Source organism: Streptomyces sp. NPDC050085 (genome assembly GCF_044460595.1).
Taxonomy (GTDB): Bacteria; Actinomycetota; Actinomycetes; order Streptomycetales; family Streptomycetaceae; genus Streptomyces.
Genome location: NZ_JBITJZ010000003.1, coordinates 415,054 through 440,421, shown reverse-complemented (window position 1 = coordinate 440,421; position 25,368 = coordinate 415,054). Strand labels below are relative to the sequence as shown.

General features: G+C 72.8%; 20 protein-coding genes. 10 read left to right on the top strand and 10 right to left on the bottom strand.

All coding sequences use genetic code 11. From position 1 onward, the window contains the following. The first annotated feature begins 1 nt into the window (after nt 1). From ACIBUY_RS14430 to ACIBUY_RS14420, 3 genes are read left to right on the top strand one after another with little or no spacing between them, the layout of a single operon-like run. A complete protein-coding gene (locus ACIBUY_RS14430) occupies nt 2-1,156 on the top strand; it encodes a peptidoglycan-binding protein (protein WP_399152724.1) in 1,155 nt (384 codons plus the stop codon). Further along, nucleotides 1,153-1,872 carry an ABC transporter ATP-binding protein gene (locus tag ACIBUY_RS14425; protein WP_365565212.1) on the top strand — a complete coding sequence of 240 codons (720 nt, stop codon included), beginning with the start codon at nt 1,153-1,155 and terminating at the stop codon, nt 1,870-1,872. Before ACIBUY_RS14430 ends, ACIBUY_RS14425 begins: the two co-directional genes overlap by 4 nt. Next, on the top strand, nt 1,869-3,083 hold the full coding sequence (locus tag ACIBUY_RS14420; protein WP_365565210.1) for an ABC transporter permease: 1,215 nt from the start codon (nt 1,869-1,871) through the stop codon (nt 3,081-3,083). Before ACIBUY_RS14425 ends, ACIBUY_RS14420 begins: the two co-directional genes overlap by 4 nt. Here the strand turns inward: ACIBUY_RS14420 and ACIBUY_RS14415 are convergent. Together ACIBUY_RS14415 and ACIBUY_RS14410 are read right to left on the bottom strand one after the other, a co-directional pair. Beyond that, nucleotides 3,004-4,713, bottom strand: a complete 1,710-nt coding sequence (locus ACIBUY_RS14415) for a sensor histidine kinase (protein ID WP_399152723.1) — start codon at nt 4,711-4,713, stop codon at nt 3,004-3,006. The genes ACIBUY_RS14420 and ACIBUY_RS14415 overlap by 80 nt on opposite strands. After that, on the bottom strand, nt 4,710-5,408 hold the full coding sequence (locus tag ACIBUY_RS14410; protein ID WP_399152722.1) for a response regulator transcription factor: 699 nt from the start codon (nt 5,406-5,408) through the stop codon (nt 4,710-4,712). Before ACIBUY_RS14410 ends, ACIBUY_RS14415 begins: the two co-directional genes overlap by 4 nt. A gap of 126 nt (nt 5,409-5,534) precedes the next feature. Between ACIBUY_RS14410 and ACIBUY_RS14405 the strand changes: the two genes are divergently transcribed. Next, the gene (locus ACIBUY_RS14405; RefSeq protein WP_365565203.1) at nt 5,535-6,653 is read left to right on the top strand and encodes an AI-2E family transporter; all 1,119 of its coding nucleotides are present in this window, start codon (nt 5,535-5,537) and stop codon (nt 6,651-6,653) included. Here ACIBUY_RS14405 and ACIBUY_RS14400 read toward each other — a convergent pair. Next, the gene (locus ACIBUY_RS14400; RefSeq protein WP_399152721.1) at nt 6,566-8,776 is read right to left on the bottom strand and encodes a SpoIIE family protein phosphatase; all 2,211 of its coding nucleotides are present in this window, start codon (nt 8,774-8,776) and stop codon (nt 6,566-6,568) included. The two genes, ACIBUY_RS14405 and ACIBUY_RS14400, sit on opposite strands and share 88 nt — an antisense overlap. A gap of 138 nt (nt 8,777-8,914) precedes the next feature. Here ACIBUY_RS14400 and aspS point away from each other — a divergent pair, with 138 nt between their 5' ends. Continuing rightward, nucleotides 8,915-10,681 (top strand): aspartate--tRNA ligase, encoded by a 1,767-nt coding sequence (gene aspS / locus ACIBUY_RS14395; protein WP_365565198.1) that lies wholly within the window; start codon nt 8,915-8,917, stop codon nt 10,679-10,681. Nucleotides 10,682-10,755: 74 nt separating this feature from the next. Here aspS and ACIBUY_RS14390 read toward each other — a convergent pair whose 3' ends face one another. Beyond that, a complete protein-coding gene (locus ACIBUY_RS14390; RefSeq protein WP_399152720.1) occupies nt 10,756-12,354 on the bottom strand; it encodes a hypothetical protein in 1,599 nt (532 codons plus the stop codon). A 326-nt stretch (nt 12,355-12,680) separates the two neighbouring features. Here ACIBUY_RS14390 and ACIBUY_RS14385 point away from each other — a divergent pair, with 326 nt between their 5' ends. Beyond that, nucleotides 12,681-13,163, top strand: coding sequence for a hypothetical protein (locus tag ACIBUY_RS14385; RefSeq protein WP_399152719.1), 483 nt, complete (start codon nt 12,681-12,683; stop codon nt 13,161-13,163). Nucleotides 13,164-13,168: 5 nt separating this feature from the next. Here the strand turns inward: ACIBUY_RS14385 and ACIBUY_RS14380 are convergent, their stop codons facing one another. Further along, a complete protein-coding gene (locus tag ACIBUY_RS14380; protein WP_365565190.1) occupies nt 13,169-13,852 on the bottom strand; it encodes a response regulator transcription factor in 684 nt (227 codons plus the stop codon). Then, complete coding sequence (locus tag ACIBUY_RS14375; protein ID WP_365565188.1) at nt 13,849-15,009, bottom strand: histidine kinase; 1,161 nt, start codon at nt 15,007-15,009, stop codon at nt 13,849-13,851. Before ACIBUY_RS14375 ends, ACIBUY_RS14380 begins: the two co-directional genes overlap by 4 nt. 121 nt (nt 15,010-15,130) lie before the next feature. On the opposite strand from ACIBUY_RS14375, the gene ACIBUY_RS14370 reads away from it, so the two are divergent. The 3 genes from ACIBUY_RS14370 to ACIBUY_RS14360 are packed head-to-tail and all read left to right on the top strand — an operon-like array spanning nt 15,131 to nt 18,290. Then, the gene (locus ACIBUY_RS14370; RefSeq protein ID WP_365565185.1) at nt 15,131-16,057 is read left to right on the top strand and encodes an ABC transporter ATP-binding protein; all 927 of its coding nucleotides are present in this window, start codon (nt 15,131-15,133) and stop codon (nt 16,055-16,057) included. Next, nucleotides 16,054-17,490: a hypothetical protein gene (locus tag ACIBUY_RS14365; protein ID WP_399152718.1), complete on the top strand. Its 1,437-nt coding sequence runs from the start codon at nt 16,054-16,056 to the stop codon at nt 17,488-17,490. The genes ACIBUY_RS14370 and ACIBUY_RS14365 overlap by 4 nt, the downstream gene beginning before the upstream one ends. Then, nucleotides 17,487-18,290, top strand: a complete 804-nt coding sequence (locus tag ACIBUY_RS14360) for a hypothetical protein (RefSeq protein ID WP_399152717.1) — start codon at nt 17,487-17,489, stop codon at nt 18,288-18,290. Before ACIBUY_RS14365 ends, ACIBUY_RS14360 begins: the two co-directional genes overlap by 4 nt. 21 nt (nt 18,291-18,311) lie before the next feature. On the opposite strand, the gene metG is transcribed toward ACIBUY_RS14360, so the two are convergent. The 4 genes from metG to ACIBUY_RS14340 form a co-directional block, all read right to left on the bottom strand. Further along, complete coding sequence (gene metG / locus ACIBUY_RS14355; protein ID WP_399152716.1) at nt 18,312-20,036, bottom strand: methionine--tRNA ligase; 1,725 nt, start codon at nt 20,034-20,036, stop codon at nt 18,312-18,314. Between the two features lie 159 nt (nt 20,037-20,195). Then, nucleotides 20,196-21,809, bottom strand: coding sequence for a VWA domain-containing protein (locus tag ACIBUY_RS14350; protein WP_399152715.1), 1,614 nt, complete (start codon nt 21,807-21,809; stop codon nt 20,196-20,198). A 181-nt stretch (nt 21,810-21,990) separates the two neighbouring features. Beyond that, entirely contained in the window at nt 21,991-23,406 is a 1,416-nt protein-coding gene (locus ACIBUY_RS14345; RefSeq protein ID WP_399152714.1) for a hypothetical protein, read from the bottom strand. Nucleotides 23,407-23,577: 171 nt separating this feature from the next. Continuing rightward, nucleotides 23,578-24,534 carry a LysR family transcriptional regulator gene (locus tag ACIBUY_RS14340; protein ID WP_365565170.1) on the bottom strand — a complete coding sequence of 319 codons (957 nt, stop codon included), beginning with the start codon at nt 24,532-24,534 and terminating at the stop codon, nt 23,578-23,580. A 150-nt stretch (nt 24,535-24,684) separates the two neighbouring features. On the opposite strand from ACIBUY_RS14340, the gene snpA reads away from it, so the two are divergent. After that, the gene (gene snpA, locus ACIBUY_RS14335; protein WP_365565230.1) at nt 24,685-25,338 is read left to right on the top strand and encodes a snapalysin; all 654 of its coding nucleotides are present in this window, start codon (nt 24,685-24,687) and stop codon (nt 25,336-25,338) included. The last annotated feature ends 30 nt before the right edge of the window (nt 25,339-25,368 follow it).

Sequence of the window (25,368 nt, the reverse complement as noted above, 5' to 3'; positions counted from 1 at the left end):
GATGCGCGGACGCGGCACGCTCCTGATCGGCGGGGGGCTGCTGGTCGCGGCGGTGAGCGTGGTCGGCGCGCTCGGTCTCGGCGGTGGCGGCGGCACGGGTGCGGGCGGCGCCGCGGCGCAGAGCCGCAGCAGCCGCCTGGTCTCCGTCGACAAGGGGACGCTGACCCGGCAGGCGGAACTGGACGGGCAGTTGGGGCACGGCCCGCAGGTGCCGTTCCCCGTCAAGGCCGGGGGGACGGTCACCTGGCTGCCGCGGCCCGGCGCGGTGGTGCGGCGCGGTGCGGCGGTGCTGCGGGCCGACGACCGGCCGGTGACGCTCCTGTACGGGAGCCTGCCGATGTACCGGGAGCTGGCCGTACGCCGCTCGGGCGAGACCTCGACTCCCTTGCGGGGCATGGACGTCAAGCAGTTCGAGACGAACCTCGCCGCCCTCGGCTACGCCGGCTTCACCGTCGACGAGTCGTACACACGGCTCACGGCGGACGCGGTGAAGCGCTGGCAGGAGGACCTCGGTCTGCCGCGGACGGGCCGGGTCGGCGCGGGCGACGTCGTCTACGCGCCCGGTGCCGTGCGGATCGCGGGGACGAGCGTGCTGGTCGGCGGAAGTGCCGCGGGGACTCCGGTGAGCTATACGAGTACGGCGCGCATGGTCACCGTCAACGCCCCGGCCGGGCAGACGAGTTGGGCGGAGGTGGGCGCTCGCGTCACCGTCGATCTCCCGGACGGCAGGTCCGTCGGGGGCGAGGTCGCGAGCGTGGGCGGCGACGCCACCGCGCCGGGGGCCTCGGGCGACGGCGGAGACGGAGGGGGAGACGGAGGCGGAGACGGAGGGGGTGACACGGGTGGTGCCGGCGCGGCGGACAAGGCGGCGACCGTGGCCGTGGTGGTCACCTTCGACGAGCAGGGCGCACCCGGCAGGCTGCAGAGCGGCCCGGTCACCGTCCGGCACGTCGAGCAGCGGCGCACGGGCGTCCTCAGCGTTCCGGTCGCCGCGCTGGTGGCCCTGGCCGAGGGGGGATACGGCCTGGAAGTGCCCGGGGGCGGGGACGGGGACGGCCGCTTCGTCCCGGTCAGGACCGGCCTGTTCGCCGACGGCCGGGTCGAGGTGAGCGGCCCGGGTGTCCGCGAGGGCCTGAAGGTGAGGATCCCCCAGTGACCCAAGTGGCGTTGCCTGTCGTGGAGTTCACCGGGGTCTCCAAGGTCTACCCCGGTCGTGTCACTGCCGTGGACCGCGTCGATCTGACCGTCCAGCACGGCGAACTGGTGGCGGTGGTCGGCCACTCCGGGTCCGGCAAGTCGACCGTGCTGCATCTGATGGGCACGCTCGAAAGGCCGTCGGGCGGCCGCATCGCGGTGGCCGGGTACGACGTCGCGGGCCTGTCCGACCGCGAGCTGTCGGCGCTGCGCGCCCAGCACATCGGCTTCGTGTTCCAGCAGTTCCATCTGGCCGTGGGCGTACGGGTGTTGGACGCGGTGGCGGACGGTCTGCTGTACGCGGGCGTGCCGTTGCGGGAGCGGCGCCGCAGGGCTGCCCGCACCCTGGAACGCGTAGGACTCGGGCACCGCGTCGGCCATCTGCCCCATCAACTGTCCGGCGGTGAGCGCCAGCGCGTCGCCGTCGCCCGCGCCGTGGTCGGCGAGCCGCCGCTGCTCCTCGCCGACGAACCCACCGGCAACCTGGACTCGGCCTCCGGCGCCGCGGTCCTCGCGCTGCTGCGGGAACTGCACGCCGCGGGCACGACCGTCGTCGTCATCACCCACGACCGGGAGCTGGCCGAGAGCCTCGACCGGCGGGTGGAGATGCACGACGGGCGGCTCGTCGCCGACAGCGGACCTGCCGTGCCGGGCGTACGAGCGGAGGCCCGGTCATGAGAGGCACGCGCGCGGGCGGCCGGGGCCTGCGCCCGGCCCGCCTCGGCCTCGCCGACATCGTCCGCCTCGGCGGCACGGGTCTGCGCACCCGCCCGCTGCGCGTCTTCCTGTCCGCGCTCGGCATCGCGATCGGCGTCGCCGCGATGGTCGCCGTCGTGGGGATCTCCGGCTCGGGGCGCGCCGAGGTGGACCGGCGTCTCGACGCCCTGGGCACCAATCTGCTGCGGGTCGCGCCGGGCCGGGCACCGGACGGCACCACGACCCGGCTGCCGACGCAGGCGCCGGCGATGATCGGGCGGATCGGCCCGGTCGACCGGGTGGCGGCGGTCGGCACGGTCCCGGGCGCGGCCGTCTACCGCAACGAGCACATCCCGGTGGGGCGCACGAGCAGCGTCGAAGTGGCCGTGGCAGGAAGGGAGTTGCTGCCCACCGTCGGGGGCAGGGTGCAGACCGGGCGGTGGCTGGAGGAGGCGACCGAGCAGTACCCGGCCGTGGTGCTCGGCGCGCGGGCGGCCCGCCGCCTCGACGCGTACACGCCCGGCACCCGGCTCTGGCTGGGCGGCCAGTGGTTCTCGCTGGTCGGTGTCCTCGACCCGGTGCCGCTCACTCCGGAGCTCGACGACACCGCGCTCGTCGGACGACAGGCCGCGGCGACGTATCTGCACGTCGACGGCCACCCCTCGACGGTGTACGTCCGGGCGCGCGACGACCGCGTCACCGCCGTACGCGACGTGCTGGCGGCCACGGCCAACCCCGAGCGGCCCGGCGGCGTCCTGGTCTCCCGGCCCTCCGACGCGCTCGCCGCCCGCGAGGCCACCGAGTCCGCGCTGACCGGGCTGCTGCTGGGCCTCGGCGGCGTCGCGCTCCTGGTCGGCGGGGTCGGCGTCGGCAACACCATGGTCATCTCGGTGCTCGAACGGCGCCCCGAGATCGGCCTGCGCCGCTCCCTCGGCGCCACCAGCGGGCAGATCCGCGGCCAGTTCGTCTCCGAGGCGCTGCTGCTGTCGGCCCTGGGCGGCCTCGGCGGCACGGTGCTCGGTACGGGGATCACGGCCGGGTACGCCCACACCCGGGACTGGCCGACCGAGGTGCCGCCGTGGGCCGCTGCCGCCGGGATCGGCGTCACCCTCGTCATCGGGATGCTGGCCGGTCTGTATCCGGCGGTACGGGCAGGGCGGCTCGCCCCGACCCAGGCGCTCGCGGGGACGTGACCGATGGAGGGGAGGCGGCGGGCAGCACGACGGTGAACGTGCTGCCCGCCCCGAGCGTGCTCGCCACCTCGATCGTCCCGTCGTGGTCGGCGACGATCCGGTGGGCGACGGCGAGGCCGAGGCCGCTGCCGCCGGTGGCCCGGCCGCGGGCGGCGTCGGCCCGCCAGAAGCGGTCGAAGAGGTGCGGCAGGTCCTCGGGGCGTATCCCGGTGCCGGTGTCCCGCACCTCGATGACGGCACGGTCGCCCTGCGCGTTCAGGGCCAGGGTCACGACACCGCCGGGTGCCGTGACGCGCAGCGCGTTCACGACCAGGTTGCCGAGCACCTGCCGCAGCCGGTCGGGGTCCCCGTGCACGAACACCGGCCGAGCGGCGGCGAGTTCGACGCGCACGCCCGCGTCCTCGGCCTGCTGCCGGTGAGCGGTGCGGCAGGTGTCGAGCAGCTCCCGAAGGGCGACCGGCGCCCGGTGGTAGGTGAGCGCGCCCGCCTCGGCGAGCGCCAGGTCCTGCAGGTCGTCGACGATCCGCTGCTGCAGCAGCGCCTCGCGGTGCAGCGAGTCGAGCAGTTCGGGGGTCGGCTCGACGACACCGTCGCGCAGCGCCTCCAGGTAGCCGCGCAGATTGGCCAGGGGTGTCCGCAGCTCATGGGCGATGTCACCGGTCAGCCGCCGCTGCCGGTCCTCGGCCTCCTGCAGGGAGTCGGCCATGCGGTTGAAGACACGGCCGAGACCGGCGATCTCGTCGCGCCCCGACTCCGGGACCCGCCGGGTCGGATCGCCCTCCCCCAGTGCCCGCGCTGCCCCGGTCAGGGCGCGTACGGGGCGCAGCACGGCCCGGCTCAGCAGCAGGGCGCCGAGGATGACCGCGAGTGCCACCCCCGCGGCGACGAGCACCGTGGGCGTCGCGGCCAGGGACGGCGGGGACTCGTGCAGGACCCCCGTGCGGATCTGCAGCCGCGCGGGCGCGAAGGCGTCGGCCCGCTCGTTGAACGCACGCCGCAGACACGCGGCCGGCTCCCGCTCCTTCTCGCACGGCATCGCCGCGTCGCGGTCCTGCCGGGACAGCGCCTGCGAGACCGGCGGCTGCTTCAGCGGCGCGCACTGCCCCACCGGCCGGTCGGCAGTCGCCTGCGGCATGCCGAAACGGTCCGGCTCGGCATGGACCGCGGCCCGCGCCCGCGTCAGGCACGTGGCGTAGGCGACGGAGTCCCGGTACGCGCCGAGGGCGACCAGCGTCGTCTTGACCGAGGCGCGCGGCACCTTCCCGACCGGCAGGACCAGGCGCGGACGGGGGTCGACCAGGACCGGCGGCCGGGTGCTCACCGGCCGGACGTCGCGCCCGGCCAGCGCGTCGGAGTCGGCGAGCAGGACGTCCGCGTCGCTGACGACGCGAATGCGCTGCCCGGTCTGCCGGGACAGCGCGGCGACGGTCGCGGAGACCCCGTCCCAGGTGCCGTGCGCATAGCCGTACGCGTACAACTCACCGGTGATCAGGGCGATTTCCTCCCGCCCGGCGCTCACCTCCTCCCGCACCTGACCGGTCGCCTGCCGCCAGGTCAGCCATGCGGTGGCGGCGGTCGCGGCGAGTGCGACGAGCAGCAGCAGGCCGAGCGCCCGCAGCCGGAAGCTCATCGTGCGCCCCCGGCCTCGGTGATCCGGTAGCCACGGCCGTACACCGTCTCCACGTGCGGTGCGTCGCCCGGGGCCCGCGCGAGCTTGCGCCGCAGGTTCATCACATGGGCGTCGACGGTGCGCTCCATGACGTTCTGGTCGAACCCGAAGACCCGGTCGATGATCTGGCTCCGGGTGAACACCCGCCCGGGTTCGGCCGCGAGGAGGCCGAGGATCGCGAACTCCTTGCCGGTCAGCGGCACTTCGCAGCCGGACACCCGCACCTCGTAGCGGACCAGGTCGATCTCCGTCCCGCCGACGCTGATCACCGTGGGCTCGGCGGACCCGGCACCGCGCGCCCGCCGCAGCAGCGCCCTGACCCGGGCGGTCAACTCCCTTGGGCTGTACGGCTTCGCCATGTAGTCGTCGGCCCCGAGGTCGAGCCCGAGCAGCATGTCCTCCTCGGTGGTCCGCGCGGTGAGCAGCAGGATCGGCACCTGGGACTCGGCCCGCAGGATGCGGCACACGTCGAGGCCGTCGACGAGCGGCATCATCACGTCGAGGACGATGAGGTCGGGCCGCACCGCCCTGGCCCGGTCGACGGCGCTGCGCCCGTCGGAGACCACCTGCACCTCGTGGCCCTCGCGCTCCAGGTAGACCCGGATCAGGCGTGCCTGCAGGGCATCGTCCTCGGCGACCAATATCCGTGCGCTCAAAGGGACTCCTCTGCCCAGGGGCCCCCAAGGTACTGGGACGCACCCCGGCCGCGGGCGCTGACCCTGCGTCACCCGCGTGGCCCCGCCCGGAAGGTCGGGGCCACGCGCGCGTGATGGCCTGAAGGCGTGCAGACCGGTAAGCAGCTCCTCCCCGAACCCGCCCGCCGCACCGCCGCGTGGTGTGCCGTGGCGCTGCTCGTCGCCGGGGTCGCGGCCGTGGCGATCTGGCTCGTCGTCATCTTCAAGTCGGCCGTCACGCCCGTGCTGCTCGCCCTGCTCGGCACCGCACTGCTCGCGCCGGTCTTCGACTGGCTGATCAAGATGAAGGCGCCCCGCGCCCTCGCCGCCGGACTGACCTGCGTCGCGCTCGTCGCCGTCGTCGGCGGCGCCGGATACATCGTGGTCACGGCCCTCATCGACAGCGGGGACCAGATCGTCGACTCGGTGCAGGACGCCGGGAACTGGATCCGCGAGCACTTCGGGATCACGGAGGCCGGTGACCTCGGCAACGCCGCCGACAACGCCAAGAGCCTGCTCGAGAAGTGGGGTTCCAACCTGGCCAGCGGGGTGCTGACCGGCCTGTCCGTGCTCGGCTCGCTGCTCGCCACCAGCGTGCTCGCGCTGCTGCTGACCTTCTTCTTCCTCAAGGACTCCGACCGGGCCGTGGGCCTCGCCCACGCGGTCGCGCCGCGCGGCGCGGGCGAGGTCGTCGAGGCCATGGGGCGCCGCGCCTTCGAGGCGATCTCCGGGTTCATGCGGGGCACGACCTTCATCGCGCTCATCGACGCGATCTGCATCACCGTGGGGCTGCTGATCCTGCGTGTGCCGGGCGCGGTGGGCCTGGGCGCCCTCGTCTTCGTCGGCGCCTACATCCCCTACCTCGGCGCCACCCTCTCCGGCGCCGTCGCCGTCCTCGTCGCCCTCGCCGACCGGGGCCTGGTCATCGCCCTGTGGACGCTCGGCGTGATCCTCGCCGTGCAGCAGCTGGAGGGGCACATCCTGCAGCCGATGATCCAGTCGCGGACCGTGCAGATGCATCCGGCGATGGTGATGCTGGCGATCACCGCGGGCGCGTCCGTCGCGGGCGTCCTCGGGATGCTGCTCGCGGTGCCACTGGTGGCGGCCGCGTTCGGGATCCTCGGGGAGCTCAGGACGCGTTACGCGGACGGAGGCGCGGCTTCCGATCCCGTTTCACGTGAAACAGCGTCCGGGGACTCCGGGCACTCCGGGGCCACCGGCTCGTAGAGCTCGAACCAGGTGCTCTTGCCCTCGCCCTGCGGGTCCACGCCCCAGCGCTCGGCGAGCAGGTCCATGAGCACCAACCCGCGCCCCGACGAGGCGAGTTCACCGGGTCTGCGCTTGTGCGGCAGATCGTCCGAGGCGTCCGCGACCTCGACCCGCATCCGGCGCGGTCCGTCGGCGGCGCGGGTCACCTCGGCGACCAGGAGGGCGTCGCCGTCGGTGTGCACGAGGACGTTCGTGACCATCTCGGAGACGAGGAGCACCGCCGAGTCGATCTGGTCGTCGTCGGCCCAGTCGTGCAGCAGCTCGCGCAGCTGCTGGCGGGCGGCGGCGATCCGCTCCGGCTCGGCCTGCGCGATGGTCATGGCGGTGCGGCGGGCCGTGGCGGGGGTGCTGCCCGTCGTCCGCCGCAGCAGCACCAGGGCTATGTCGTCCTCGCGGCGGTCGGCGAGCGGGCCCGTGGTGTGGTGCGAGGAGGGCCCGTGCACGGCTTGGACGAGGGCGTCGGCCAGCTCCTCCAGCTTCTCGGCGGCGGCCGACTCCAGCGTCGTACGGACCCGCGACCAGCCGGTGTCGAGATCGTGCCCGCCCGTCTCGATCAGGCCGTCGGTGCACAGCAGCAGCGTCTCGCCGGGCTCCAGGGCGAGCCGGGTCGTCGGGTAGTCCGCGTCCGGGTCGATGCCGAGCGGCAGTCCGCCGGCGGTGGGCCGCATCAGGACGGTGCCGTCGGCCATGCGTATCGCGGGGTCGGGGTGTCCGGCGCGGGCGATCTCCAGGACGCCGGTCGCCGGGTCGGCCTCGACGTACAGACAGGTCGCGAAGCGTGCGCCCATGTCGTCGACGGTGCCGGAGGTGGTGGCAGTGTTGGCGGTGTCGTCTGCGTGCTCCGTGATCCCGTACAGGAAGCGGGAGGCGCGGGAGAGGACCGCGTCGGGGCGGTGCCCTTCGGAGGCGTACGCGCGCAGGGCGATGCGCAGCTGCCCCATCAGGCCCGCGGCCCGCACGTCGTGCCCCTGGACGTCGCCGATGACGAGCGCGATGCGGCCGGAGGGCAGCGGGATCATGTCGTACCAGTCGCCGCCGACCTGGAGGCCGCCGCCGGTCGGCACGTAGCGGGCGGCGATGCTCATGCCGGGGATCTCCGGGCCGAGCGTGGGCAGCATCGACTTCTGCAGGCCGTCGGTGAGCTCCCGCTCCGACTCGGCGACCCCGGCCCGGGAGAGGGCCTGGGCCAGCATCCGCGCGACCGTCGTCAGGACCGAGCGCTCGTCGGGCGTGAACGACACCGGGTAGGCGAAGCCCGCCATCCACGCGCCGATCGTGCGGCCCGCGACGACCAGCGGCAGGAACGCCCACGACTGCCGCTTGAACCGGGCGGCCAGCGGCCAGGCCGCCGGATAGCGGGTGCGGTACTCCTCCGGCGACGAGAGATAGACCGCGCGCCCGCCCCGTACGACCTCGGCCGCCGGATAGTCCGTCGCCAGGTCCATGTCCGTGAAGGGGCCCTCCGAGCCGGCCTTGTGCCCGTGGTGGCCGATGACGGTGAGCCGGTCGCCCGCGACGCCGAAGACCGCGAGCCCGTCCGGCGAGAACCCCGGCATCGACAGGCCGGCCGCGACCCGCAGGACCTCCTGCGTCGAGGTGGCCTCCGCCAGGGCGCGGCCCGCATCCAGCAGGAACGCCTCGCGCGAGCGGCGCCAGTCGCCGGTCACCGGGGTGCGGGACGCGGTCTGCGGATGGGGCTCGGTGACTTCCTGGAGGGTGCCGATCAGCTCGTACGAGCCGGGGGCGTCGCCGTGCACCACGGGCCGGGAGCGGCTGCGTACCGTCCGCACGACGTGGCCCTGGTCGTCCATGATGCGCAGCCGGGCCTCGGCGACGGTGCCCTCGGCGACGGCGAGCTGCACGATGCCGTCCACCTCGTTCCAGTCGACCGGGTGGAAACGGGCCCGCACCCCGGCCTCGGTCAGGGTGACCGTGCCTCCGCCGGGGTTGGGCAGGCCGAGGAGCCGGGCGGCCTCGGGGTCGAAAGTGACCAGGCCCGCCCGGTTGTCCCAGCGCCACAGGCCGGTCGCGAGAGCGGCGAGGACGTCCTCCACCGGAGGGAGGGGCTCACCGGTGTGCATGGCCCCACTCTAAGAAGAGGTGATCGGGAACGGCCACCGAGACTGTGAGCGGAGCGATCTTGGGGCGGCCGGTACCCTTGGGGAGATCCGGGTTGTCTCCCCGGGAACCCCAAAAATGCAAAGGCTGGATGAACGACGATGCATCGGTACAGGTCCCACACCTGCGGCGAGCTCCGCGCCTCTGACGTCGGCAGCGACGTCCGGCTGAGCGGCTGGCTGCACAATCGCCGAGACCTGGGCGGCATCCTCTTCATCGATCTGCGCGACCACTACGGCATCACGCAGCTCGTCGCCCGCCCGGGCACGAAGGCCGCCGAGGTCCTCGACAAGCTCACCAAGGAGACCGTCGTCCGCGTGGACGGCAAGGTCGTCTCCCGCGGCGCGGACAACGTGAACGCGGAGCTGCCCACCGGCGAGATCGAGATCGAGGCCGCCGAGGTCGAGGTCCTGGGCGCGGCCCAGCAGATCCCCTTCACGATCAACGCGGACGACGGCGTGAACGAGGAGCGGCGCCTGGAGTACCGCTTCCTCGACCTGCGCCGCGAGCGCATGCACCGCAACATCATGCTGCGCTCCGCCGTGATCGCCTCGATCCGCTCGAAGATGGTCGCCCTCGGCTTCAACGAGATGGCGACGCCGATCCTCACCGCGACCTCCCCCGAGGGCGCGCGCGACTTCGTCGTCCCGTCCCGTCTGAACCCGGGCAAGTTCTACGCGCTGCCGCAGGCCCCGCAGCAGTTCAAGCAGCTGCTGATGATCTCGGGCTTCGACCGCTACTTCCAGATCGCGCCGTGCTTCCGCGACGAGGACGCGCGCGCGGACCGCTCGCCGGGCGAGTTCTACCAGCTCGACGTCGAGATGAGCTTCGTGGAGCAGGAAGACGTCTTCCAGCCCATCGAGAAGCTCATGACGGAGCTGTTCACGGAGTTCGGCGGCGGCCGCGAGGTCACCAGCCCGTTCCCGCGCATCCCGTTCCGCGAGTCGATGCTGAAGTACGGCAACGACAAGCCGGACCTGCGCGCCAAGCTCGAGCTCGTCGACATCACCGACGTCTTCGAGGGCTCCGAGTTCAAGGCGTTCGCCGGCAAGCACGTGCGCGCGCTGCCCGTGCCGGACACGGCCTCGCAGTCCCGCAAGTTCTTCGACGGCCTCGGTGACTACGCGGTCGAGCAGGGCGCCAAGGGCCTGGCCTGGATCCGCGTGGGCGAGGACGGCGCGTTCGCGGGCCCGATCGCCAAGTTCCTCACCGAGGAGAACGTCAAGGTCCTCACCGAGCGCCTCGGCCTGAAGGCCGGTCACGCCGTGTTCTTCGGCGCGGGCGAGTTCGACGAGGTCTCCAAGATCATGGGCGCCGTCCGCGTCGAGGCCGCCAAGCGCGCCGGGCACTTCGAAGAGGGCGTCTTCCGCTTCTGCTGGATCGTCGACTTCCCGATGTACGAGAAGGACGAGGAGACCGGCAAGATCGACTTCTCCCACAACCCGTTCTCCATGCCGCAGGGCGGCATGCAGGACCTGGAGGAGAAGGACCCGCTCGACATCCTGGCCTGGCAGTACGACATCGTCTGCAACGGCATCGAGCTGTCCTCCGGCGCCATTCGTAACCACGAGCCCGACATCATGCTCAAGGCCTTCGAGATCGCGGGCTACGAGGCGGACGTGGTCGAGGCCGAGTTCGCGGGCATGCTCCGCGCGTTCCGCTTCGGCGCCCCGCCGCACGGCGGGATCGCCCCGGGCGTCGACCGCATCGTCATGCTCCTCGCCGACGAGCCGAACATCCGGGAGACCATCGCGTTCCCGCTGAACGGCAACGCGCAGGACCTGATGATGGGCGCCCCGACGGAGCTGGACGAGTCGCGTCTGCGCGAGCTCAACATCCAGCTGCGCAAGCCGGTCGAGAAGAAGTAGCGACCACGGTCGCTCACCGGGAAGGGCCCGGAACCGTCCGTCGGTTCCGGGCCCTTCCTGCTGTCGTACGCGGATCAGCGCAGCCTGCGCGCCAGGGTGACCAGGGCGGTGCCGGACGCGAGCAGGGCCAGGGTGAGGAGCACGGTCGCGGTCGGGAAGGGCGCGCCCGTCTCGGCGAGCGGGGGGCCGGGGACGGCCGTCGGCGTGGGCCGCGGCGTGCCCGCGGGCGACGACGGGGTGGGCGTCGGCGTGGGTGCGGGGGACGAGGTCGGTGTCGGTGTCGGTGTCGGTGTCGGAGACGGCTGCGGCGCATAGCGGTTGGTGACCGTACAGACCGCGCCCGCCGCGGTGACGTCCACCGGGAACGACACCGACCGGCCCGACGGCGTTGCCGTCACCGGGCTGCCGTCACACTGCGCCGACACGAACTCCCAGTCGTCGGACGGCAGTTGTTCGGTCACCGTCTGCGTGCCGAGGGCCACCTGACGGTGGTCCACCTCGGCGGCGGTGCCGACGGCCGAGGTCGACACCGTGCCGAAGTCGGTAGTGGTCCCGGACGTGTCCTTCGCCGAGAACGCGAACGGGCCGCCCGTGCCGCCCTCCGTCCGCTTGAGCAGGGTCAGCGGGGCGACCGTGTCACTGGGCGCGTTGGTGTACGTACACGTGACGGTGTCGCCCTTGGCCAGGTCGACGGTGGCCTTGCCCGCCGCCGTGGTCGTACTCGTACTGGAACCGGACTGCGAGGCGCAGTTCAGGTCCGTCAGCGTCCAGCCGGACGGCGCGGTCTCGGCGAACGACCAGGGCGTGTCGCCCGAGCCCTTGGTGGCGGCCCGGCGGAACGACGTCTCGGCGGCGGCCCCGCCCGTCACGTCGAGCGCGAAACTCTTGTCCGCGGTGTACGAGATGTTCCCGCTGTAGTCGAAGGTCTGGTCGGCGGTGCTGTTCCTGACCTCCTTGCGGACGACGATCCGGCCCGCGCCCGGGTTCGGGGTGACCGTGTAGTAGAAGCAGAAGACGTGCTGGACGCCGGTCGGGTACGCGGCCCGGTCGACGTTGTCGTTCTTCTGGTTGTCCACCGCGCAGCGCAGCGCGCCGAAGGCGTACTTGTCGCCGAAGTCCGCCGTGTTCAGCGGGTCGGTGGGGGTGCCGCCCTGGATCTGCAGACGGCGGTTCTGGGCGACGGTGGTGTCGGTGGGGCCGAGCGCGACGGTGACGGCGCCCGCCAGGGTGTCGCCGGTCGGGTCGCCCTGGTCGTCGAGGAGCGGGGTGGACGCCTCGGTGACCGGCTGCACCCCGGAGTCGCTGGGCACCACCGTGGACAGGCCGTCGACGTCGCTGCTGATGCCCCTGCCGAGCGTGAACCTCCAGCCCGGCAGCGGACGGCAGTTGGGGTCGTTGGCTTCCTCGATCGCCGGGTCGACCGGCTGGCCCGCCGTGTAGACGGAGTCCTTGCCGAGGTCGCGCAGGGACTGCGAGTTGTTGTCCCTGAGTACGTTGGCCATGATGTCGGTGTAGTCGTCGCAGACGCGCGCGGCCAGGGTCAGCCGCAGACCGGTCGCCCTGCCGGCCTTGGTCGCGGGGTCGGGGGCGTCGGCGGTCGCGCCCGGCGGGCCGGAGCAGATCAGCATCCCGATCAGGGCCAGGACCAGGACCGCGGCTTGTCTTCTCGTCACGCACTCAGAGTGGGACCCGGGGCCCGTTCCGGGTCGCACACACGGCGCGTTACTGCCATCGATCATCTGATCGCAGTAACGCCCGCCCCGCCCGGCGAGAACCGCCGCCTCCCGGGCCGGTACCGGCACGACGCTCACCGAGGACACCATCTACGACCAGAGCGGTGTCACCGGAGGACTGCTCAGAGCCCGGACCACTCATGCCTCCGGGGTCATGACGGCATGGCGAAATGGGTCTTGGACGCTATAACTCGCAAGCCATAGCGTCGAGTTGTCCGCACGATTCGCATGGTTCGCACACGGACGTCACCGTGAGGAGACCTGTCATGGCCACTGGAAAGTTCACCAGACTCTTCGCCGTATCGCTGGTGACCGCTGTCATCGGCATCGGCGTGGGAGGAAGCGCAGACGCCGGCACCTCGGCGAAGAGCCGGGTCGAGGTCCTCGACCTGGCGGTGCGCTACGACCAGCACGAGGCCCTCGACGTCGGCCCGGCGGGCCCGAGCCTGGGTGATACGAACGTCTACTCCGGCATTGCCGTGCAGGACGGCCGTGACGTCGGGCGCGGCGGCGGTACGTGTCAGGTCGTGCGCGTCGAGGGAACCGCCGCCACGACGCAGTGCCTGCTCACGCTGGAGACGGAGCGCGGCTCCCTGACCATGCAGTCGCTCTGGAAGACCGGGGGCAGGGGTCCGCTCGACATGGCCATCACCGGCGGCACCGGTGATTTCGCCGACGCTCGGGGCACGGTCCGCTACTCGGACATCGGCACGCCGGACGAGCGGGCGCGGGCCGAGATCCTGCACTGACGCCGCTAAGGTGCCGCCTCCCGGCCGGAGCGCGGCACCACGAGCCCCGACTCGTACGCCGCCACCACCGCCTGCGCCCGGTCGCGGACGCCCAGCTTGGCAAGGACGCGGCTGACGTGGGTCTTGACCGTCTCGCCGCCGACGACGAGGCGGGCCGCGATCTCCTGATTGGACAGGCCCTCGGCGATCAGCCGCAGCACTTCGCGCTCGCGCGGGGTCAACGCGTCGATCGGCTGGGCCTGTTGGGGCGTCGCACGCGGCCGCAGCCGGGCAAACTCCGCGATCAGCCGCCGGGTGACCGTCGGCGCGAGCAGCGCCTCGCCCGCCGCCACCACCCGCACCGCCTCGAAGAGCCGCTCGGCCTGCATGTCCTTGAGCAGGAAGCCGCTGGCCCCGGCGGCGAGCGCGTCGTACACGTACTCGTCGAGGTCGAACGTCGTCAGCATCACGATGCGGGTGGCGGGCAGGTCGCGGGTGATGCGGCGGGTGGCCTCGATGCCGTCCATGCCGGGCATGCGGACGTCCATCAGGGCGAGGTCGGGGCGGACCTCGCGGCAGACGCGGACCGCGTCGGCGCCGCCGGACGCGCTGCCGACGACCGTGAAGTCCTGCTGGCTGTCGAGGAGGGCGCCGAATCCCGCGCGTACGACGTCCTGGTCGTCGGCGACGACGATCCGGATGGCGGTCATGCGGCCGGGCCCTTGACCGGCAGGGACGCCTCGACCAGGAAGCCGCCCGCAGGCGCCGGGCCCGCGTGCAGGGAGCCACCCGCCATGGCGGCGCGTTCGCGCATGCCGAGCAGGCCGTGGCCCGCCGCCGCCTCCGATGCGCCCCCGCCGGGGCCGCAGTCGCGTATACGCAGGGTCAACTCGTCCTCCGTGTAATGGAGTTCGACGTCCACCGCGACGCCGGGTGCATGACGGCGGGCGTTCGTCAGGGCTTCCTGCACGATGCGGTACGCGGTCAGCTCCAGGCCCGGTTCGAGGGCCCGCACCGGGCCGCGCACGAGGAGCCGGACCGCGCCGCCGGCCGTCGTCCGGGCCTCGTCGACGAGGGCCAGCAGCTGGTCGAGTCCGGGCTGCGGGGCCCGCGGCACGGCGGTGGCCTCGGGCACGTCCTCGCGCAGCACGCCGAGCAGCCGGCGCATCTCGGTGAGGGCGAGCCGGGCCGTGTCGCCGATCGCCAGGAACGACGCGGCGCCCTGGTCGCTGAGGCCGGGGGTGGTGTAGCGGGCGGTCTCCGCCTGGACGGAGATCGTCGAGATGTGATGGGCGACGATGTCGTGCAACTCCCGTGCGATACGGGCCCGTTCGCCGAGCGCCGCATGGGCGAGGGCCGTGTCCGCGTACGCCCAGTCGGCGGCGGAGCGACGGGCCGCCTCGGCCTTCGCGCGCCGGGCGCCGCCCGCGGTGAGCGCGGCCGCGGCGCCCGCGAGGAGGACGACGCCGTAGGGGCCGCTGCCGTCCGTGAGCGCGTACGCGGTGAAGGGCACGGCGAACAGGACGGCGGTGCGGCCAGGACCGCGCCGCCCCACCAGGTACAGGGCGGCGGCGAGGGCCGGCAGGCCCGCGTACAGCGTCTGCCCGTACGTGAGGGGAGCGAGCAGCGCGGCCGCGGTGAGGGCCGTGGCGGTCAGGAGGAGCTGGGAGCGGACGAAGGCGAGGGGGGCGCTCGCGCCCAGCGCGAGGGCGAGGAGTCCGGGGAGTTCGGGGGCCGGGTCGCGGCCCTGCCCGGTGACCTCGGCGAGAGCGGCGAGGGACAGGGCCGTGGCGGCGAGCAGCGGCAGGTCGCGGGCGCTCGCCACGCGCTGCGCCCGCGCCCGTGCCGCGGTCCGGGTCCCGGTCATGGCGGCCATTATCGGCGGGGCGCGACGCGGCGGGCGTCCCCCTGCGGGGGGAGGGGGTCCCCCCGGAGACCACGCCCGGGCGGGACGCCTGACCGCCGCCCGGTCCCTAACGTCAACTGGCATGACCGACATGACGATCGAGGCCCGCGGGCTGTGCAAGCGGTACGGGGCCACCACGGCCGTGGACGAGCTCAGTTTCACCGTCGAGGCCGGGCGGGTGACCGGGTTCATCGGGCCCAACGGGGCCGGGAAGTCGACGACGCTGCGGATGATGCTCGGGCTCGACCGGCCCGACAGCGGGGCCGCGCTCATCGGCGGGCGGGAGTACACCCGGCTCGCCGACCCGCTGTCCACCGTCGGCGCGCTGCTCGACTGCGAGGCGCTGCACCCGGGCCGCCGGGCCCGCGACCACCTGCTCTGGCTCGCCCACTACAACGGGCTGCCGAGCCGCCGCGTCGACCTCGTCCTCGACCAGGTCGGCCTCGCCTCCGCCGCGAAGAAGCGCGCGGGCGGCTTCTCCCTCGGCATGCGCCAGCGGCTCGGCATCGCGGCCGCGCTGCTCGGCGACCCGCCCGTGCTGATCCTCGACGAGCCGGTCAACGGGCTCGACCCCGAGGGCGTCCAGTGGATCAGGCGCTTCCTCAAGTCCCTTGCCGCAGAAGGGCGTACGGTCCTCGTCTCGTCGCATCTGATGAGCGAGCTGCAGGACACCGCGGACCACGTCATCGTGATCGGCCGGGGGCGGCTGCTCGCCGACACCGACGTCGCCGCGCTGCTCGACGAGGCGTCCGGCGAGCGCGTCGCCCTGCGCACCAGCCGGCGCGCCGAGGCCCTGGCGGTCCTCGCGGGCGGCGACGCGACCGTCGCCGTGACCGGGCCCGATGCGCTCACCGTCACCGGTCTGGCCGCCGAGGAGATCGTCGCCCGGCTCGGCGCGCACGGCATCGCGTTCTCCGAACTCACCCGGCACCGGGCCACGTTGGAGGAGGCGTACATGGAACTCACCGGCGCCGCCGCCGAGTTCACCAGTCAGGAGGCGGGGGCATGAAGTCGCCCATGGTGCGTGCCCTGCGCGCCGAGTGGACCAAGCTGCGCAGCGTCCGCAGCACTCCCCTCGCGCTGCTCGCCCTGCTCGTGCTCAGCCTGCTGCTGACCTTCGCGTCGGCGAACGGCAGCCAGTTCAGTTACGGCGGTCCGAAGGAGTACGACAGCTCGTCGTTCGTGCACCGCACGGCCACGGGCGACGGCACCTTCACCGTGCGCGTCGCCGCGCAGCGGAACAGCGCCGGCTGGGCGAAGGCGGGGCTGCTCCTGAAGGACGGCACCGCGAGCGGATCCTCGTACGCCGCCTTGATGGTGACGCCGGAGCACGGCGTGCGGATGATGGCCGACGGGACGCACGAACTGACCGGCTCCAGCAGCTCGGACGCCCCGCGCTGGCTGCGGCTCGTGCGGGCCGGGGACCGGGTCACCGGCTACGAGTCCGCCGACGGCCGGACCTGGCACGAGGTCGGCACGCTGACCGTCGCCGGGCTGCCGCGGACCGCCGAGGCGGGCCTCTTCGTCACGTCGCCGATCGACGGCAAGGAGGAGCGCGTGGGCCCCGGCGACCTGCGCATGCACCCCGTGGCCACCCTCGGCAGGGCCGACTTCGACCACGTGACCTTCCCCGCGCAGGCCACGGCCGGCGCCTGGCGGCAGACGGACATCGAGCAGGCCGTGAAGAAGGGCGAGATGGCCGACCCCGTCGCCGGCCCGCAGCCCTTCCGCGAGCACGACGGCACCTTCACGATCACCGGCAGCGGTGACCTGGGCGGCCTCGGCATGGGGGGCGTCGGACAGCTCGGCGGGCAGCCCGACCTGGTCAAGATGGCCCTCGACGACGGCATCCAGATCGCCACGATCGCGGTGATCGCCCTGGGCGTCCTGTTCATCACGTCCGAGTACAAGACCGGGACCGTGCGCACCACGTTCACCGCGAGTCCGCGGCGCGGCCGGGTGCTCGCCGCGAAGGCGCTGGTCCTCGGCGCGACGGTCTTCGTCGTGGGCCTGGTCGCGAGCGTCGCGGAGTTCTTCGTCGCGCGTCCCGCCCTGCGCGACAACGGCTTCGCCCCGCCGCTCTTCCCCGAGCTCTCGCTCACCGACCCGGCCACGATGCGGGCGATCGTCGGCAGCGCGGCGTTCCTCGCCCTGGCCGCCGTGCTGAGCCTGGGCGTCGGGGCGCTGCTGCGGCGCGCTGTGCCGGCCGTGGTCCTGATGATCGTCACGTTCGTGGTGCTGCCGATCGTCGCGCAGAGCACGTCCATCGGGTTCAGCGACTTCGTCGGCCGGGCCACGCCGACGGCAGGCCTCGCGGTCCAGCAGACCCACCGGCTCCTCGACACCGTCATCACGCCGTGGGCGGGCTTCGGGGTGCTCTGCCTGTACGTGGCCCTGGTGCTCGGGGCGGCGCGGTGGCGGCTCACCGGGCGGGACGCATGACGGCCATGGGAGTCCGGCGGGCGATCCACGGGGAGTGGACCAAACTCCGGACCGTACCCGGGCAGTTGTGGACGGTGGTGTCCCTGACCGGGGCGATGGTGGCGTTCACCGCGCTGATCGCGGCGAGCGCCGGGAAGGGCCAGTCGGGGGTCCTCGCGCCGACCGCGCTGTCCCTGTCCGGGGTGTACCTGGCGCAGACGGGTGCCGCGCTCGTCGCGATCGCCGTGGTCTCGAGCGAGTACCCGCGCATGATCCGTACGACCCTCGCGGCGAACCCGCGGCGCACCACGGTGTTCGTGGCGAAGGCGGCGGTGACGGTGGCGGCGGTGCTCGCCGCCGCGCTCCCCGCGGTGCTCGGCTCCCTGGCGGCGGGCCGCACCGTCCTGTCGGGCAGGGAGGGAGGCGAGGGAGGTGAGGGAGGCGACGGGGGCTTCCCTCAACTGCCGCTGTCCTCCGCCGCGTTGTGGCGGGCGGCGCTCGGCACCGTCGTCTATCTGCTGCTGGTCGCGCTCCTGAGCGTGGGCGTGGCGCTGGTGGTGCGGCACGCGGCGGCGGCCGTCGGGGCGGTGATGGCGCTGCTGTACGGGCCCTATCTCGCCACGCTGATCATCAAGATGCCGGAGCACGCGCTGCACCGGGTCCAGAAGGTCTCCCCGATGACGGCGGGCCTCGCCGTCCAGACGACGAGCGGCACCGGTACGGCGCCGCTCGCCCCCTGGACGGGCATCGCCGTCCTCGCCGCCTATGCGGGCGGGGCACTGGTGCTGGGCTGGGCGGTGCTCAGGCGACGCGACGCCTGAGCCCGCTCACAGAGGGTGCTTTCAGGCGGCGGGCTCGCCGCCGAAGCGCTCCTTGTACGACTCCAGGTCCTCGTCCGTGATCTTGGCGAAGAGGACCGGCGGGACGGTGAACGGCGTACCGGCCGGGACCGTCGTCAGGGCCGTGGCCTGCTCGGCCGTGACCCACGTGGCGTCGTCGCCCGGCAGGTCGAACGCGGCGCGCATCGCGGCCGCGGACGCCGGGATGAACGGCTCGGAGACCACCGAGTACAGGTGGATCAGGTTCATCGCCGTACGGAGGGTCAGGGCGGCGCCCTCCGGGTTCGTCTTGATCTCCAGCCAGGGGGCCTTCTCCTCCAGGTAGGAGTTGCCCGCGGACCACAGGGCGCGCAGCGCGGCCGCGGCCTTGCGGAACTGGAGGGCCTCCATCTGCTCCTCGTACTCGGCGAGCAGGCGGGAGATCTCCTGACCGAGCCTGGTCTCCGCCTCGCCCGGCTCGCCGCCCGCCGGGACGTCGTCGCCGAAGCGCTTGCGGGAGAAGGACAGGACGCGGTTGACGAAGTTGCCGAGGGTGTCGGCCAGGTCCTTGTTCACCGTCGCCGTGAAGTGCTCCCAGGTGAACGACGAGTCGTCCGACTCGGGGGCGTTCGCGATGAGGAAGTAGCGCCAGTAGTCGGCCGGGAGGATCGCGAGGGCCTGGTCGGTGAAGACGCCGCGCTTCTGCGACGTGGAGAACTTCCCGCCGTAGTACGTCAGCCAGTTGAAGGCCTTGAGGTAGTCGACCTTCTTCCACGGCTCGCGGACACCCATCTCGGTGGCCGGGAACATCACGGAGTGGAACGGGACGTTGTCCTTCGCCATGAACTCCGTGTACCGGACGTCGGAGGCGCCGGCGGGCTCGTACCACCAGGACTTCCAGTCGCGGTTCTCAGGGTCCTGGTCGGCCCACTCCTTCGTCGACCCGATGTACTCGATCGGGGCGTCGAACCACACGTAGAAGACCTTGCCGTCGGCCGCGAGCTCCGGCCACGTGTCGGCCGGGACGGGGACGCCCCAGTCCAGGTCACGCGTGATCGCCCGGTCGTTCAGGCCCTCGGTCAGCCACTTGCGGGCGATGGAGGACGCGAGCTGCGGCCACTCGTCGGCGACCTCGTCGATCCACGCCTCGACCTCGACCTGCAGCTTCGACTGGAGCAGGAACAGGTGCTTGGTCTCGCGGACCTCGAGCTCGGTGGAGCCGGAGATCGCGGAGCGCGGGTTGATCAGGTCGGTGGGGTCGAGCACGCGCGTGCAGTTCTCGCACTGGTCGCCGCGGGCCTTGTCGTAGCCGCAGTGGGGGCAGGTGCCCTCGACGTAGCGGTCGGGGAGGAAGCGGCCGTCGGCAGGCGAATACACCTGGCGGATGGCGCGCTCCTCGATGAAGCCGTTCTCGTTCAGCTTGCGAGCGAAGTGCTGGGTGATCTCCGCGTTCTGCTGCGACGAGCTGCGGCCGAAGTGGTCGAAGGCCAGCTGGAAGCCGTCGTAGACCGCCTTCTGCGCGTCGTGCGCCTGCGCGCAGAACTCGGCGACCGGGATGCCCTGCTCCTTGGCCGCGAGTTCGGCGGGGGTGCCGTGCTCGTCCGTCGCGCAGATGTACAGCACGTCGTGGCCGGTCTGGCGCAGGTAACGGGCGTAGACGTCGGCCGGGAGCATGGACCCCACCATGTTGCCCAGGTGCTTGATCCCGTTGATGTACGGAAGGGCGCTGGTGATGAGGTGTCGAGCCATCGGGGGCTGCTCCCGGGTTGTGACGTGGGCGGCGCGTGGTCCTGCCGCCGGTGGAATCTAGAAATCGTAGCCGACACGGGGTGGCCGCCCGCGCGGAGTTTTACTGCGCGGACGGCCACGGGGCACGTGCCTGGCTTTTCGGGTGTGACGCGTTCGGGCTTACGGGCGCCAGGTCTCCAGCAGACCCGCGTACAGCTCGGCGTCGGTCAGCTCGCGCGGGGTCGGGCCCGCGTGGAAGTAGCCCGCGTTGTCGGCCTTGAGCTTGCGCAGGTAGTCGAAGCCCTTGGCCTCCGGGTCGCCGAACGCCACGAACTGGAAGTGGATCGGGTGGCTCGCCGCCTTCGCGAGGGCGTCGTTCGCCGGGCGCTGCACGTCCGGCGGGCCGTCCGTCTGGAACACGACCAGGGCCGGGGCCGTCGGGTCCGCGGACTTCTCGTGGTGGGCGACGACCTCCTCGATCGCGCGGTGGTAGCTGGTGCGGCCCATCCGGCCGGCCGCCGCGTGCCACTCGTCGATCTTGCCCTCGTACCCGTCCGTGTCCAGGGTGAGGTCGCCGGTCGCGTCGATGTCCGTCGAGAAGAAGACGGTGTGCACGGTCGGGGTCTCGCGGTCGTCCAGGTGGGCGGCGAGGGCCAGGGTCTGCTCGGCGAGCGCTGCCGCCGAGCCGTCCTTGTAGTACGCGCGCATGGACCCGGAGCGGTCGAGGACCAGGTACACCGTGGCGCGGGCCCCGGTGAGCTCCCGCTTCTTGAGCGCGGCACCGGCGGCCTTGTGTGCGGCGACGAGACCCGGGGCGCGGGTCTTCACGCGGGCGGCGGTGTGGGCCGGGGTCTTGGGGCCTTCGCCGGTGACCGGGGCGGCGGCTTCGGCGTCGGCCACGACGAGCTCGGGCTCGGGCTCCGGCTCGGCCTTCGGCTCGGCCTTGGCCTTGGCCTTGGGGCGGGCCTTGGCCTTGGGCTTCGCCGGGGTCTCGGCTTCCGCTTCGGGCTCGGCCTCGGCGGCGGCCACGACGGGCTCGGCCTCGGTCTCGGGCTTCGCCGGGGTCTCGGCTCCGGCCTCGGGCTTCGCCGGGGTCTCGGCTTCGGCCTCGGGGGTCGCTTCCGGTTCCGCTTCGGCCTCAGCCGGGACCGGGGCGGCGGTCTCGGCCTTCGGCTTGGCCTTGGGCCGGGCCTTGGCCTTCGGCTTCGCCAGGGTCTCTGCCTCGGCTTCGGGCTCGGCCTGGGCGGCGGCCACGACGGGCTCGGGCTCGGCCTCGGGCTCCGCCGGGGTCTCTGCTTCGGTCTCAGCCGGGGCCGGGGCCGGGGCCGGGGCCGCGGTCTCCGTCTCGGCGGCCGTCTCGGCGGGAGCCGCCGCCTGCGCCGGGATCTCGGCCTCGGCCGGGGCGGGGGTCTCGGCCTCGGCGGGTGCTTCCGCTTCGGCCTGCGCCGGGATCTCGGCCTCGGCCTGCGTCGAGGCCTCGACGTCCGCCTCGGGTGCCGCCTCCGCCTCGGTTTCCGCCTGTGCCTGCGGGGCGTCGGAATCCGCCCCGAGGTGCTCGCCGCCCACCGGGCTCGACGGCTTCGGGACCGTCACGTTGTCGAAGGCCGCCGCCACCAGGTCGTCCGCGGCGCCCTTGGCCGGCGCGGGCACCTTGCGGTCGCCCGTGGACGCGGTCGGCACCGGCTCCGGGGACGGTGCCGGGAGCGTGACGTCCGGCTCCGCCGCGGGGGCGGACTCCGGGTCCTTTTTACGGGACCGCCCGAACGCGTTCCGCAGCAGATCCAGAATGCCCATGTGCGCAACCTTCCGCATGAGTTGGTCCCTGAACGTCCCTGGAACCCCTGGCCAGGGCGGACACGTAAGGTTAGCCGCCCTGGACAGCCACGTACGGCAAGGCTGTTGGGGCGTCCCCCGAGGGCGCCCCAACAGCCTTGCCGTATGGCCGTATTGAGCTGTTACGTCAGCTGCGGCGACGTCAGTTGTTGTGCTTGCGGCGGTAGACCGTGAAGCCCAGACCCGCCGCGGCCACCGCGGCCGCACCGGCGCCCGCCGCGATCAGCGGGGTGTTGTCGGAGCCGGAGCCGGACGTGTTCGCCGAGACGTTCTCCGCGCCCGCCTTGACGCCGCCCCGCGGCAGCGTGCGGTCGCCGTTCGAGTGCGGGGCGACCGGGGCGGTCTTCTTGTTCTGCTGCTGGTTCTGGTGCTGGTTCTGGTCGTGCTTGCCGGAGCCGTCGAGCCAGGACGTGACCGTGCCGTTGGACTTGAGGGCGACGTGCAGGCCGTTGTGCTGGCCGTACGCGGTCTTGTTGTTGGCGTCGAGGGTGTCGTACTTCGTGCCGTGGCCGTAGATGTCGGCCTGGTAGTGGCAGGTGCCCAGCTTGTAGACCTTGGCGATCGAACCGTCCGCCAGCTTCACCGACTTGACGTACACGCGCTTGGCGGGGGTCGGCTTCGGGGCGTCCTTCTTGGCCTTGATGGTGCCGTCGCTGGAGAGCGTGAAGGTGTAGTTCTCGAGCTTGGTCGACTTGCTGCCGTTGTAGGTCTCGAGCTTGCCCTTGACCGTGCCGTTGTGGGAGATCTCGGCGCGGGCGCTGCGCGCGGAGGCGTTCACGTCGACCTTCGCCGACCAGCCGTCGGAGAACTTCGTGGTGCCCTTGGACACCCAGTCGCCCGGCTTCGGGGGCTTCGGGGGCGTCACGTCCTGCTTCGCGGTGATCGTGCCGTCGCCGGCCAGCGTGAACGTGTAGCCGTCGATCTTCGTCGTGGCGTTGTCGATGTACGCGGTGAGGTGGCCCTTGACCGTGCCGTTCCGGGAGATGTCGGCCTTGGCGGTGCGCGCCGATGCGTTGACCTTCACGTCGGCCGTCCAGCCGTTGCCGAGGTCCTTGGTGCCGAGGGACTCCCAGTCGCCCGGCTTCGGGGGCGTCACGTCCTGCTTGGAGGTGATGGTGCCGTCGCTGGTCAGTGTGAACGTGTAGTCGCCGATCTTGGTGGACTTGCTCCCGTCGTACGCCTCCAGGCTGCCCTTGACCGCGCCGTTCTGGGAGATGTCGGCCTTGGCGGACCGCGCCGATGCGTTGACCTGGACGGCGGCGGACCAGCCGTCGCCGAGGTCGGTGGTGCCCTTGGACTCCCAGCCGCCGGGGACGGGGGGATCCGTCTGGTCCTGACCCTGGTCCTGACCCTGACCCTGGTCCTGACCCTGGTTGTCGTTGCCCTGGTCGTCGGTGCCGTTCTGGCCCTGGTTCTGGGTCTGGTCCTGGTCGCCCGCGGCGGCCGGCTGCGGCGCGGGCGTCGTGTCGGCGAAGGCGGCGGTGGCCGGGACGGCCAGGGCGGCTATGGCGCCGGTGGTGACGGCGGCGGTGCGGAAGGTACGTCGAGTGGCGCGCATGGTGCTTCCCTCGTGGCTCGGTGCTCGTGCTGAAGTCTTTGTCCCTGTCTGTGCACCTTTGCGGTGCCAACGGATATGAAGTTAGAGCGGCTGTGTGTGCGTCGCCCGTACGTCGTGTAACAGCCGTGCCCACACCAGGGCGCGCTCCTGTAAATGGGGCAAAACCGCAGGTCAGGCCGGGTCCTGGACCTTGGTCCCGAATCCGGCGGGACCAAGGTGCTCCCGATAGGCGGGGGCCTGCTGCACGGTCTCCCGGTACGCGGCGTGCAGATCCGGCAGTACGGCGTCGAGGAGCGCCTCGTCACGGGCGACGAGCAGCAGGCGTACGCCCACGGGGTCGCCGTCCAGCGGCCGGATCGCCAGGTCGGTGCGGCCCCGGGACGTGGGCTGGCACAGGGCGACGACCTCGCCGGTCGCGACGAGGGACGCGGCGGTGAGGTAGTCGCCGTGCAGGACCCGGGGGCTCAGGCCCGCCGAGCGCAGGGCGCGCAGCAGCCCGTCCCACTCGCCGTCCACGGTCGGGTCGACCATCCACCGGTCCCCGGCCAGGTCGGTGAGGCGTACGACGCTGCGCCGCGCGGCCGGGTGGTCGACGGCGAGGGACACGAACTGTGGCTCCCGTTCGACCAGGACCCGGCACGTCAGCCCCGGCGGTATCCGCAGCGGGCTGCCCTCGACCTCGTGCACGAACGCCACGTCGAGCCCGCCCTCGGCGACCTGGCGGAGCAGGGCGTGCGCGGAGACGTCCACGCGCAGGGTCGGTTCCCCGGTGGGCCCGGTGCGCAGGCGGCGCAGCCAGCCCGGCAGGGCGCGGCTCGCGGTGGAGCCGATGCGCAGCCGGCCGGGGCTCGCGGCCGTGGCGGCGGCGGCCGCGCGGGTCTCCTCGACGAGGCTGCGCAGGCCGTCGACGAGCGGGCGGGCCCGGGTGAGCAGGACGCGGCCGAGCGGAGTGGGGCGGCAGCCGGTGCGCTCGCGCGTGAACAGGGGGCCGCCCAGGTGCTCCTCGATGCGGCGCAGCTGGGTGCTCAACGACGGCTGGGTCATGCCCAGTTGGCGGGCGGCCTTGTGCAGGCTGCCGGTGTCCTCGATCGCGCACAGGGCGCGCAGGTGCCGCACGTCCAGCTCCATGGGCGTCGAGCGTAAGGCGGTCCCGGGGTGCGCACCAGTACGCCTCCGTCGCACCTGCGGGGTTCCAACTCCTCGGTGATAGGCCCGAGTTATCGCCAAGTGCCATCATTCCCAGGCGTCCCGCGCGCCCCCACACTCTCTTACATGACCATGACACCACCCCCCACAGTCATCCGTCTCCTCGCGTGCGCGTTCGGCGCGGGGCTCACCGTCACGGCGCTCGCGGCCGGACCCGCCACCGCGCAGGCCCCGGCGCGGGCCCACTACGCGGGTTCCGCCGAGGACGCCGCCAACAACCGGGCGTTCTTCGACGCGGTCGTGAAGTCCGTCGCCGAGAAGCGTGCCGCGCACCCCGGTGCCGCGTCGGTCACCATCACGTACGACGCCTCGGGCGCCCCCAGCTTCCAGCAGGAGATAGCGAACAGCGCCTCCATCTGGAACTCGTCCGTGTCGAACGTGAAGCTCCAGGCGTCCGCGGGCGGCGGCGACTTCGCGTACTACGAGGGCAACGACCCGAACGGTTCCTACGCCTCCACCGACGGGCACGGCAACGGCTACATCTTCCTGGACTACGCGCAGAACCAGGAGTACGACTCCACGCGCGTGGCGGCGCACGAGACGGGGCACGTCCTCGGGCTGCCGGACCACTACTCGGGGCCGTGCAGTGAGCTGATGTCGGGCGGCGGCCCGGGCCCGTCCTGCACGAACCCGTACCCGGACGCGAACGAGCGCAGCCAGGTCGACTACCTCTGGGCCAACGGTTTCGCCAAGGCGCTGGAGAAGGCCGGCGCCAAGCTCGGGTAGCTCGGTGCGTTGCCGACCGCTGCGCGAGAA